Annotated in this window: 9 protein-coding genes; 7 read left to right on the top strand and 2 right to left on the bottom strand. The window is 49.9% G+C overall.

The genetic code is table 11. The features are described from left to right. Window positions 1-232: 232 nt before the first annotated feature. Window positions 233-1,648, top strand: a complete 1,416-nt coding sequence (locus BUB81_RS02710) for a sensor domain-containing diguanylate cyclase (RefSeq protein WP_175555757.1) — start codon at window positions 233-235, stop codon at window positions 1,646-1,648. A gap of 42 nt (window positions 1,649-1,690) precedes the next feature. On the opposite strand, the gene BUB81_RS02705 is transcribed toward BUB81_RS02710, so the two are convergent. Beyond that, window positions 1,691-2,446: a rhamnogalacturonan acetylesterase gene (locus BUB81_RS02705; protein WP_073317784.1), complete on the bottom strand. Its 756-nt coding sequence runs from the start codon at window positions 2,444-2,446 to the stop codon at window positions 1,691-1,693. Between the two features lie 63 nt (window positions 2,447-2,509). Next, on the bottom strand, window positions 2,510-5,209 hold the full coding sequence (locus BUB81_RS02700) for a TonB-dependent receptor (protein ID WP_073317781.1): 2,700 nt from the start codon (window positions 5,207-5,209) through the stop codon (window positions 2,510-2,512). Window positions 5,210-5,630: 421 nt separating this feature from the next. Between BUB81_RS02700 and BUB81_RS02695 the strand changes: the two genes are divergently transcribed. From BUB81_RS02695 to BUB81_RS02670, 6 genes are all read left to right on the top strand, one after another. Next, entirely contained in the window at window positions 5,631-6,821 is a 1,191-nt protein-coding gene (locus BUB81_RS02695; protein ID WP_084526153.1) for a glycoside hydrolase family 88/105 protein, read from the top strand. Between the two features lie 108 nt (window positions 6,822-6,929). Further along, entirely contained in the window at window positions 6,930-8,501 is a 1,572-nt protein-coding gene (locus BUB81_RS02690; RefSeq protein ID WP_073318669.1) for a glycoside hydrolase family 43 protein, read from the top strand. Window positions 8,502-8,507: 6 nt separating this feature from the next. Further along, window positions 8,508-9,491, top strand: coding sequence for an alpha/beta hydrolase (locus BUB81_RS02685; protein WP_073317778.1), 984 nt, complete (start codon window positions 8,508-8,510; stop codon window positions 9,489-9,491). 2 nt (window positions 9,492-9,493) lie between these two features. Further along, window positions 9,494-10,918, top strand: coding sequence for a glycoside hydrolase family 28 protein (locus tag BUB81_RS02680; protein ID WP_073317775.1), 1,425 nt, complete (start codon window positions 9,494-9,496; stop codon window positions 10,916-10,918). Window position 10,919: 1 nt separating this feature from the next. Then, on the top strand, window positions 10,920-12,083 hold the full coding sequence (locus BUB81_RS02675; RefSeq protein WP_084526149.1) for a pectinesterase family protein: 1,164 nt from the start codon (window positions 10,920-10,922) through the stop codon (window positions 12,081-12,083). Between the two features lie 247 nt (window positions 12,084-12,330). Beyond that, window positions 12,331-12,621, top strand: a complete 291-nt coding sequence (locus tag BUB81_RS02670; RefSeq protein WP_073317772.1) for a co-chaperone GroES — start codon at window positions 12,331-12,333, stop codon at window positions 12,619-12,621. Window positions 12,622-12,623 lie beyond the last annotated feature (2 nt).

Below are 12,623 nucleotides of genomic sequence, written 5' to 3'. Positions count from 1 at the left end.
GCACTTACTGACGATTCCTTATAAACTGACCTGCGGGCGGTAACGCGAGTACCGAAATGCGTTACGCCTGTTTCAGTGTAACAGGAGTAGTCAGTGTGCGTAGCAGTTTGAATCCACACTATTCAAAGCCCGTTGAACGGCCAGATTTTCATGCCAGACAGTACAGGCATCGCGTTTGTTATTTTCAGGTTGAGTGCGCTTTAGCAAAATACCTCCCGGGAGCATGTTTGTCATGGGCCTGACATCATCAGGTGCCATGCGTCAATGTGTGTTACTTGTCCTCTGGTTGCTGTTGTGGCGGCTATCTGTGGTCATGGAGTATGCTCCTCACGCCAGTATCTGGTTCCCCCCGGTGGCACTTACCCTCACTGCGCTGCTGTTTTTAGGGTGGCGTGCGTGTATTACACTGACTGTGGCCTGCGTACTCTCTACGTTCTGGGAAGAGAGTATCTATATGACGGGGCGTAGCATTCAGGAGTTGCTTGTTTCGGGCAGCTTATTTGCCATGCTTCACGTGGGTGTTTATGGCGCTGGTGCTGTGGTGTTACGCAAGTCCTTAGCGCACATTACTTCCTATAATTTGTACAGCGTTGTGATGCGCTTTTTGTTGGTATGTGCAGCGTCAACCTTGTTGGTGTCTGTTGTAGGCACGCTGGTGCTTTACGACGGTCTTGCCTCAGCAACGCTAAAAGAAACCCTGATTGCCTGGTGGATAGGCGATATGTCTGGTTTGCTGGTGATGGCGCCACTTTTTGTTGCACTGTTTCAGCGCTGGTACCCTTCACGAAACTTTCTATCCGACATCGCTTTCGTGCCGATAGTCCACGCTAATGATTTTCCCTACAGCGTAAAACTACTGTTGACCATGCTGGGGTTGTTGTTTACGTCTTTCGCTGCCTACTACTTTGATTCGCCCGAGATAGCCTGTTTCGTGTTCTTTCTGGCGATGCCACAAATGTGGATTGTATACACTGAGTCGCCGTTTCATGCGGCGGTCAGCCTGGCGTTGTTTGGTTTTACTATGGCCGGGCTCGTGGCGTTTTGGGGCATAGATACCCAAGCGTATATTTTCCAGTTTGCTTTGTGCGTGATGGCCTGTAGTACCTATTTTTCCATGGCGGTACCGGCCTTGATCTCCGACAATCACAAGCTACATCAGCAGGCCCATTACGACGGACTCACCCAGGCGCATACGCGTCAGTCATTTTTTAATACCGCCGAGCAACTCACTAAACAGGCGGCGCGCTATCATGAGTCTTTGTCGTTGATTGTGTTTGATATCGATAAGTTTAAACACATAAACGACTCGCTTGGCCACATTGTGGGAGACGATGTGCTAAAGGCGGTAGCTCAAATAGCCCGTTCAGAATGCCGGGAAAGTGATTTGTTTGGCCGCTTTGGGGGTGACGAGTTTTTGATTCTGTTGCCGAATACGCCATTGGAATCCGGTGTGAAAGTGGCGGAGCAAATCAGGCTGGCAGTCAGTCAAGTGTCTGCACAGTTTGATGGTATAGAGGTGTCCTGTTCCTTTGGTGTTGCGCCCGTGCTGATTGCTGAAGGTGTAGAAAGTGCGTTTGAACTGGCAGACAGACAGTTGCTTATGGCCAAACGAGCCGGCCGTAATCAGGTGAAGTGGCCACAATTCTAGCATAAGGCAATGAACACACTGCCTTATGCCAAGTGGCTGCTACTACAACGAGTCGCGGTATACGTAGTTTGCCAGCGGGTGTTTTCTGCTACGCAGATCACGAATAAAGAACTGCGCGACTTTCGAAGCCCCCACGACGTTCAAGTGAGTGTTGTCGACTTTGCCATCCGGGTAGCGGGTGTAGAGATCGGGCGGTACCTGAATAAAATACTGCTGACTGGCTGGTTCACCTATCTCCTTTAAAAAGCCACAGGTCTGGTCATTCAGGTCAAAAAAGGCAACATCTTCTTGCTGAGCTACCTTTTTCGCTGCACTGGCGTAGTCGATGAGTTTGCGTTGTAAGTTACCTTCGTTGTCGAAGTGGCGACGGCAAATGGAGCTGGCGATCATGGGAATGGCATCCTTAGCGCGTACATCGGCGATGTACTGTTTAAGGAACGCCGGGTAGTCTTTGTCTACAGAGGCATACCGTGCCGGGTCGTCGACTTTCTGGTCGTTATGACCAAATTGAATCAATACATAATCGCCTGCTTTTAACTCAGAAAGCACTAATGCCCAGCGGCCTTCATTGATAAAGCGGCGGGTGCTGCGTCCATTTGCCGCGTGATTCACAATCTCAAGCTCTTCGTTCATGAACTCAGGTAGCAATTGCCCCCAGCCGCGTTCCGGATAGGCCAGGTTAGGTTTGTCGGCCATGGTAGAGTCACCCACCAGATGAAGCGCTACGCGCGTTGGATCCCAGGCACTGGCTGGTATACAAACGGATATCAGTGCGAAAACAGCGAAGAGTTTTTTCATTGTATTTCCTTAAAACGAAAAAAGGCCATTACGAATAATGGCCTTTGCTTAGGACACTAAAGATTACATTCTGTAGCTCGCGCCAATAAAGAACTGACGACCAGTTTGCGTCACGTTCCACACGCGGCCACCGATATTAGGAGATACCATTGCAACAATTGGCTCGTCGGTCAGGTTAATACCTTCAATTGAAATTTTCAGGTTTTCTGACACGTTGTAGCTCGCTGAGAAGTCAATGTGCGTAGTACCGTCAACATAACGTTGTTTGTTCGGGTTGCTATTGAACGACGTAGTGAACTCGCTGCGATTTGCCATTGAGATACGTGCGCTGAATACTTCATCTTCCCAGTAAACGGTGAAGTTTGAAGAGCGGTCAGACTGGCCCGTCAGGTTCACGTCTGCATCAACAAACGTCATGTTAGCCAGTACGCCGAAGTTTTGCACCCATTGTGGGCCCGGCAGGAAGTCCAGTTTTTGTTGATACTGTACTTCGTAACCGTCCAGCTTACCGCCACCGCCATTAATTGAGCGACGAACTTCAAAGTCAGAGTTGTTAACGATGTTAGCCTGGCCACCCAGTACGCTGTCTGGTAAGCCTACTTCCTGCCAGTTTAGTGTAACCGTTTCGCTGGTAGGGAAAGACTCGATGTCTTTAATGAAGTATGCAAGTGACAACAACGCGCCTTCGTCGAAGTAGTATTCAGCCGACAGGTCGTAGTTAGTTGCACGGAACGGGTCAATGAACGGGTTACCGTAGCTTACTGTCAGGTTGAATGGGTCAACACTACCACCTGGAGACAAGGTGCTTAGACCAGGGCGAGACATAACGTCCGCATAAGACGCACGTAACACTACATCTTCGGTTACGTCTAATGCGAGGTTAAGTGACGGCAGCGTGTCGCTGTAGTCGTTCTTCACTGAGGTTGGGTCGCCATTTACCAGGCCGGTAGATTCAACGTCGGTTGTAGCATAACGCACACCCGCGTTACCGCGCAGATCCATGTCGCCAATTGGGTAGAAGAAATCCGCTTGCAGGAAGTAGCTCAGGTTTTCTTCGCTAACGGCATAAGTATCGCCGCCGCGTGGTGCATAGCTCCAGCCACCGCTCGCCAGGAATTGGGGTAATTGCGCGTTGTCGGCCATAAAGAATGACTGACCGCCAAAGTTAACGACATTGCCGTCAGCAGCAGTAACTACGTTGCTGATACCAAAGGCTACGTTGTCAACGGTACCGTCTGCTGCGTCAGCTGATGCGAATGTGCCATCTGCGCGTGAGCCTGCAATTGAGTACAGGTAGTCTTTATAAGTTACACCGCCTTTCAGGGTAATCGCGTCATTCAGGATATACTCGAAGTCAGCGCGGGCGTTGTCGTAGCTTGATTTGGCATCATAAATACGGTCACGGTATTCAGACAGCTCCCAGTTTGCCGGGTTGGCCGTATCAAAGCTGTAGCTCATTGTCGGGCTCATCTGATTAGTAAAATCGTATGTTACCGCTGACGTGCTGTCTGCATAGTCCAGTGTGCGACGCGAGTCGTTCACGCTGAAGTGCTCGTAAATAATAGTGGTTTCACGGTTGTCCAGCACAGATTCAGACGTACCGACTAACAGGTTAACTTTTAAGTCATCGTTGAAGTGATGTTCAACATCCACGCTGAACTGGGTAAATTCAGATTCCCAGTTAGACTCGAAGTTTTCTGAACGAATGTCTACATCGTGGGCTGTTGCAGCAATAATGCTGTCGTTGCCATCAATAGTGTAGTCAGTCAGGTAAGTCTGGCCTACACCTGAAGAGTTGGTACGAGCCAACGAGATAGCCTGCATGAACGGCTCAAGACGCTGTGCTTCAATTTTTGAGTACAAGGCATCTACGGTAACCGTGGTGTCGTCGCTTGGCGCAAACTGTACAGACGCAGTGATACCGGTGCGATCCAGTTCATGCGTCTTGTCGGCAAAACGTGGGAAGCGTGGGTGCCAGTAGCTGCTTAAGTCTTCATCCTGGGTACCCAGGCACGAAGAATCTGTACAGAAGCCGTCGTCTTCCCAGCGGCCAGTATCTGAGCCAACGTTGCTGATTAACTGTGAAGAGAATGAGGCAGAAACCAAGACACCAAAAGAGCGATCGTCATTGGTGTAGCTGGTCAGTGCCGATAATCTTGGGTCCGCTTCTTCTGACTGGTCGTTATAAGTGCCCTGCACGTTAATGGCAGTCACATTGTCGTTAAAGTCGAAAGGGCGGCCTGTAGTGAGGTCCACTGTTGCACCTAACGTGCCTTCTTCAATTTCTGCTGATGACGTTTTGTGAACGGTTAACTGGCTGAATAATTCAGATGCAAACACGTTGAAGTCAAAAGCTCGGCTCTTACGCACGCCGCCAGGACCCGCAGAAAGTGATTGTGCTTGCATGCCGTTTAACTGCACACGTGTGAAGCTTGAGTTCAGACCACGAACGGTGATCTCACGACCTTGTCCGGCGTCACGGCTGATCGCAATACCTGGGATACGTTGCAGTGACTCGGCCAGGTTCTGGTCCGGGAAGTCAGCAATATCTTCTGCAAGAATAGTATCAACCGCGCCTGCTGAGGCTCTTTTAGTAATCAGTGCTTTCTGTAAGCTGTCGGCAAAGCTCGATGCGCGAACTTCGATTACTTCGACCATGTCATCATTGGTCTCAGCACTCTGGGCAAGTACAGCAGGAGTAAGCATGGCGCACGCGACAGCAATACTGACTGGTGCTTTTTTAAAGGACTTGGCAAAATTCATTCGTGGATCCTCACGTTTTTATTTGTGCCTGCATCAGTGGTTGGTTAACGTGCAGGCACATAGTGTGCATGGGTACTGATGCTTGTATCACCTGTTATTTTTATTGCTGTAGTTTACAAGCGATTAACAATATATGATTAAATGCTACCGGTGGCAAGCCTGTTTTTTCATTTTTTTAAAATTTTTGTACGTTATTTCACAAATCGATTTGATAAATAAGATGGATTTATAGGCAGTTGAATGGCGCATTTATTACGTCGAATGACTTTTTTGTGCTTTTAAAACAGTTATTTATACTATTGTTCCGTTTATGGTATTTTTTGCTCGAAAATCTATTTACAACTTGACAACATCAATCAAATTAACCAAAATGCTACCGGTAGCATTTAGCGTTTCAATTTTGTTAACACAGGGGTAAATAATGGCCAGAAAGCTAATCAAAGTTGTCCTTATGTCATTAGGTATGGCGGTAGGTAGCAGTATGGTTCAGGCAGAGCCACTCGATAATACCAAAGCCTGGTCTCAGCGTATGGTTGAGTCAGAAATGGTGCGTTTCCCGGAAGCCTGGATGATGGACTGGGACGAAAAACCGACCTGGGATTATGTTCACGGCTTAAACCTGCTTGGCTTTACCCGCGTGTATGAGCAAACCGGAGATCAACGGTATTTCGATTATCTGAAAGGATATTACGACACGCTGATTGACGATAAGGGCAATATTGCCACTTATAAGAAAGAGAAATTCAACATCGATATGATCAATGCAGGAAAGGTTCTGTTCTTTCTGTATGACCAAACCGGTGATAAAAAATACCTGTTAGCCGCTGACAAATTGCGTGCACAGTTCGATGAACATCCACGTACCAGTGAAGGTGGGTTCTGGCACAAAAAACGTTATCCGTACCAAATGTGGCTGGATGGCCTGTATATGGGCGCGCCGTTTTATGCAGAATACATCATGCGTGCTGGCAAGCCTGAACAGCTTGACGATGTTTTCCTGCAATTCGAGCTGATTGAAAAGCACTTATACGATCCGAACACCGGTCTGCCTCGTCATGGCTGGGACGAGTCTCGCGATCAAAAATGGGCAGACAACAGCACTGGTCTGTCACCTCATCACTGGTCTCGTGCTTTGGGATGGTATGCCATGGCAATGGCTGACGTACTGGACATTGTTCCGCCGCATTTATCCAAACGCGCCTGGTTGGCTTCGCGCTTCGAAAACCTAATGACGCAAGTGGTGAAATATCAGCACACCAGCGGTACCTGGTATCAGGTGACTGACCTGGGTGACCGCGACGGAAACTATCTTGAAGCGTCAGGCACAGCTATGCTGACCTATGCGATGGCGAAAGGCGTAAACCTCGGCGTATTACCCGCAGAGTTTAAAGGTTACGCGGAAAAAGGTTTTGCAGGGCTGCTTGATCAAATGATTTCCGTCGACCCTGAGTCAAATGTGATTACCCTTGAAAAAGTCTGTGCCGTAGCTGGCCTTGGTGGCAACCCTTACCGCGATGGCAGCTTTGAGTACTACATGAGCGAACCGATTCGCCCGAACGATGCGAAAGGCGTGGGTCCGTTTATTCTGGCTGCAGTAGAATTGGGTAAGTAAGCCATGTTTACCGGTAAGTTTTGGGGCCTGGGTATTTTGTTAACTGGCCTTTGTGGCTGCAGTGGCGCTCATTCACTGCAGTCACCTCCCCCTTCCGACGCTAGCATAATGCATCAGTCAGATCGTGGGGATGGGACTTACCGTAACCCAATTCTGCACATTGATTATTCCGACCCGGATGTCGTCGCCGTAGGTAATGACTACTACATGACCGCATCCAGCTTCAATTCTGCACCCGGTTTACCCGTATTACATTCTACCGATTTGGTTAACTGGACGCTGATCAACTACGCGTTGCCTGTGCAGGTGCCTGCAGACCACTATGCCCGACCGCAACATGGTAATGGCGTATGGGCACCCAACATTCGTTATCACAATGAGAAATTCTGGATCTTTTACCCCGATCCGGATTTTGGCATATACGTTGTGACTGCCGATGATCCAGCGGGAACCTGGAGCGAACCCAAACGCATTCTTGCTGGCAAAGGGTTAATTGACCCGACCCCGTTATGGGATGACGATGGTAACGCCTGGCTGTTACACGGTTGGGCGAAGAGTCGTGCGGGCTTCAATAACGTATTGAGTTTGCGAAAAATGGCAGCAGACACCAGTTGGGTGTCAGAAGAGTATCAACACATTGTTGACGGTCACGCGTTGCCGGGTTATCGCACCCTGGAAGGGCCCAAATTCTATAAGCGTAATGGCTATTACTACATATTTGCCCCTGCCGGTGGTGTTGAAACTGGCTGGCAGTCTGTGTTTCGGTCAAAAAACATCGCAGGCCCTTATGAAAGCAGAGTAGTTATGGCGCAGGGTAATACCTTGATCAACGGCCCGCATCAGGGCGCATGGATACACACCGCCCAGAATGAAGACTGGTTCATTCACTTTCAATCCCGAAAGGCCTATGGTCGCATTGTGCATTTACAGCCGCTTGCGTGGCAGGATGACTGGCCGGTTATTGGCAATGACGCAGATAAAGACGGCGTCGGCGAACCTGTGTATGTGCATCAGAAGCCTAAGAGCTCAAAACCAGGTGCAGTGAAGGCTCAGCCGACCACTGATGAATTTAATGACCAGCGATACGGTTTGCAATGGCAGTGGAATGCCAACCAGCAAGACAACTGGTTTAGCTGGGAAACAAAGTCGCACATTCGGTTGCATGCCCAAATGAAAATGCCTGAAACAGGCAATAACCTGTGGATGACGCCCAATCTGATGCTGCAGAAATTACCCGCCCAGCAATTTCAGGTGCGTATGCGCATGACGGTGCCTTCAAATATGTTTGCATTGGAGTCAGGTCTGCTGTTATTTGGCGAAGACTACGCCTGGGTTGGTGTGAAAGCGATTAACGGCGCGCCTCATCTTGTGTATGTGCAGTGCCGCAACGCCCGCACTGGGTGTGATGAAAGCGTTCATGACTATGGCCCTGTTAAGCACGAAACGATCGAATTTCGCTATATCATGGCATCCGACTCGACCGCAGTATTTGGCTATCGTTATGATGACACCGAACCCTTTACGGTGGTGGGTGAACAGTTTATTGCGCGACGCGGTCGCTGGGTAGGGGCGAAAACGGGTATTTTCGCGGTAACAAACCCTTTAATTAAAGTGGATGCTGGCTCGCAAAACTATGTATATGTGGACTATGTTCGCTTTATCCCGATGCACCGGAAATAATCACGTATGAACCTGAAACGCGTTTCCCTGTTTCTTTTACTTTGTTCCATGCTGAGTACAACGGCACTGGCAAAAGAAACGACTTTCCAGGTGGATGACGGCTATACGCCGGGTGAACGCTTTGCGCGCTATAAACCTAAACACCCTGAACTGAAATGGCCGGTATTGCAGTACCGGGAAGGGCAGGCCGCAGAATTTGAACGGCCCTACAAATCGCTGGGCAATCGCGATTTGCACATAGACACGTTTTTTCCTTCAGCTGAAAATCACAATGGTCAGGCGATTGTGCTGATTCACGGCGGTGGTTGGCGCGCAGGCAATAAGTCCCATTTTTATCCGTTGGCTAATAAACTGGCTCAGCTTGGCTACACCGTATTTACTCCGGAATATCGCCTGTCGATTGAAGCCCAATACCCGGCTGGCATGCTGGATATAGTAGATGCAGTGCTGTGGGTCAAAGTGAATAGCGAAACATTGATGATCAATCCAGACAGAGTCGCCATCGGTGGTGGTTCTTCCGGTGGTCAAATGGCCGCGTTGGCGGGCTTTACCGCACACTTGCCGCTTTTTAATCCGCATCAGGACGCTGACCCTCGTGTTAATGCCGTTATTGATTTGGACGGCGTGCTGGATTTCACTACACCACTGGCGCTGCAATTTGAAGACAAACGCAAAGCGACGTCTGCTGCTGCCTTGTGGCTGGGCGGCGACTATCAGTCTATGCCAGCGCGCTGGAAAGAAGCGTCTGCTGCTACCCATGTGCACAATAATGCCCCACCCACACTGGTGATCAGCAGTGGCCAGGTGCGCTTTACGGCAGGGCATGAAGCGGTAGGCAAAGCGCTTAACCAATACGGTATCGATTACGAATTTGTCATGCTACCGCCCACTATTCATACGTTTTGGTTGTTTGAGCCGTACCTGAGCCAGACAACACAAACCATTCATACCTTTTTACAGCGTGTCGCAACGCAAGGAGTACCGCAGTGACTATGTCGATGAACCGTCGGTCTTTATTAAAACTAATGGGTACAGGCTCAGCCGCCATGGGCGCGCTGACAATGTCGGGTTGTACAGGCAGTCCTTCTGCTAACAGTGATTTTGCCTGGAACGATCAGGCCAACGCCATCCGAGCGCGTATTGTGCCGCCAAGCTTTCCATCTCGCAGTGCGGTGATTACCGAATACGGCGCCAAAGCGGGCAGTGGCGAGAATGTCAGTGACGCCATTCACGCCGCGATTGATGCAATCGCAAAGCAAGGCGGTGGCCGTGTAGTCGTGCCGAAAGGCGAGTTTTACACTGGTCCGGTTCACCTCAAATCCAATATTAATTTGCATATTGAGGAAGGCGCTACGCTGCACTTCATCCCGGAACCAGAACTGTACAAACCCTACGTGTTCACCCGCTGGGAAGGCACGGAACTCATGGGATATTCGCCGCTTATTTATGCGTACGAACAAACCAATGTAGCCATTACAGGTAAAGGCACGCTGGAAGGTGGCGGTAGCCCAACCCAGTGGTGGCCCTGGAAAGGCAAATGGAAAGAGGCAGACTGGGGCGACCACCCGGTTGAAAACCAGAAGTTTACCCGCGATGTGTTACGCCAAATGGCAGAAGACCAGGTGCCGGTAGCCCAGCGTGTGTTCGATGAAAACTACCTGCGTCCGCCATTTATTCAGCCCTATAAATGCAAAAACGTGCTTATTGAAGGCGTTACCATCAAGAATTCACCGTTCTGGTTGGTCAACCCGGTGTTGTGTGAAAACGTAACGGTAACCGGCGTTCACTGTGACAGCCACGGACCAAACTCCGACGGGTGCGACCCGGAGAGTTGTAAAGACGTGCTCATAGAAAACTGTGTGTTCGATACTGGCGATGACTGCATTGCAATCAAGTCAGGCCGCAATGCCGATGGTCGCAGAGTGGGCGCGCCGTGTGAAAACATTCTGATCAATGCTTGCCAAATGAAAGCCGGACACGGCGGTGTGGTGATTGGCAGTGAGATCTCTGGCGGGGTAAAAAACCTGTATGCTCAGCACTGCGAAATGAGCAGCCCGGATCTAGACCGGGGAATTCGCATTAAAACCAATTCCATACGCGGCGGGCATTTACAAAACCTGAACTACCGTCATTTGCGCATTGGTAAGGTAAAAGATGCCATCGTGATCAACTTTTATTATGAAGAAGGCGATGTGGGCCAGTTTATGCCTGCCCTGGAAGCCATCTCCATTGAAAATCTGCATGTAGTGGAAGCTAAGCGTGCCTTCATGATGCGCGGGTATCCTCATACGCCTATCACCGGCGTGTCGCTGAAAAATATCACGATCGAGAAAGCGGAAAAGGACTCTGTGATTGAGAATGTCGCCGAGGTCACGCAGGAGAATATCGTTATCAACGGTAAAGCGGTGGTGATCTAACATGGGAGTACGGGGAAGACTGTTCAGGATACTGGCCTTATGCGCCACGCTTCTGGGCGGGTGCGCAACGCTACTGGGTGGGTGCGCAACGCCGCCCGGCCAACCGGTGGATCGCATTGACGCTCGCGTGCTAAGCGCACAGAGTGACAATGCATTTACATCGATACAAGCGGCTATCGACGCCGCCCCGGACGGGAAACCCTGGACGATATTCATCGGCCCCGGAGTATTTGAAGAGCGGGTCATTATTAATAAGCCGGGTATTCGACTTGTCGGCAGCGGTAAACGCAACACAACCATTGCTTACGCCCGTTATGCAGGTGAGCCTGTAGCACCGGGAAGTGAGGAAACCTGGGGAACGTTTCGAACGGCCGTGGTGGAGGTGTTGGCGCCCGACGTCAGTTTGTTTGATTTAACGATTGAAAATACCTACGACTATCCGGCAGACGATAAGCTGCCTAAGGGCCACCCGGATAAAATTCGAGGTACCCAGGCCGTCGCGCTTAAAATTGCAGAGCAAGCTGACCGCACTGTGCTGCAACGCGTAACCTTGCTGGGTTATCAGGATACACTTTACGCTCAATCGGGCAGAACCTATGTTCTGGACAGCGAAATTGCCGGGCATGTGGACTTTATATTTGGTGCAGGTAACATGCTGTTCGAATATACCGATGTGATTTCCCGACCAAGAGCGCATCCAATGACGTTTACCGGGTATGTGACCGCTCCCAGCACGCTGATTGAACAGGAGTATGGTTTTACCTTCCTGAACTGCCGATTGCTGCGAGAGATTGGTGTGCCCGACAACAGTGTGCCCCTGGGCCGCCCCTGGCACCCCACCACCACCTTTGATGACGGGCGTTATGCCAACCCCAATGCCATTGGTAAAAGCACCTTCATCAATACCTTTATGGATGGCCACATTGCGCAGGTTGGTTGGAGCAGTATGGGCGGCACCGCCAAAGACGGTTCTCGCAAACGCTTTATGCCGTTAACCGACGCGCGATTTAGTGAGTTTGGCAGTTATGGGCCTGGCGCACACAGCAATACCGACAGACCGCAAATATCCATGGCAGATCTGCCTCTGTATACAAAAGAAAAAGCACTGAATGACTGGACACCCACTACGTTGTCCAGACAAGCGCATCGCTTGTTAATTCAGTAATTCATATCGCTGGGGCCAGAGATTTCCAGCCCTGGCGTTATTTTCATCACATGCCACTCTCAGGCAAAAAAAAATTTTCAAATTTTTTTTAATAAACCCCTTGATCTTGTCTGGGTACTCCCCCATTTAACCACGCAGTAACAATTTTACGGCCCATCAGGGTCAAACTAGGCAAACGGCGTATGACCAATGTGTACGTCGGCTAATCACAAAAATTGAATAGTTAGATTATTCAGGAGATTTGAAAATGGCAATTCGTCCTTTACACGATCGCGTTATCGTCAAGCGCGCAGAGCAAGAAAGCAAATCTGCTGGCGGTATCGTATTGACCGGTTCTGCGGCAGAAAAATCGACTCGCGGTGAAATCGTCGCTGTGGGTAACGGTCGCATTCTGGAGAATGGCGAAGTGAAAGCGTTAGACGTAAAAGTCGGCGACACCGTTATTTTCAACGACGGTTACGGCGTAAAAACCGAGAAGCTGGATGGCGAAGAAGTGCTCATCATGAGCGAAAGCGACATTCTGGCAATCGTAGAGTAATA

Source organism: Marisediminitalea aggregata, from assembly GCF_900129565.1.
In the GTDB taxonomy this organism is placed as follows: domain Bacteria; phylum Pseudomonadota; class Gammaproteobacteria; order Enterobacterales; family Alteromonadaceae; genus Alteromonas; species Alteromonas aggregata.
The sequence above is the reverse complement of the archived record's forward strand: the minus strand, read 5'-3'. Positions and strand labels throughout refer to the sequence as shown.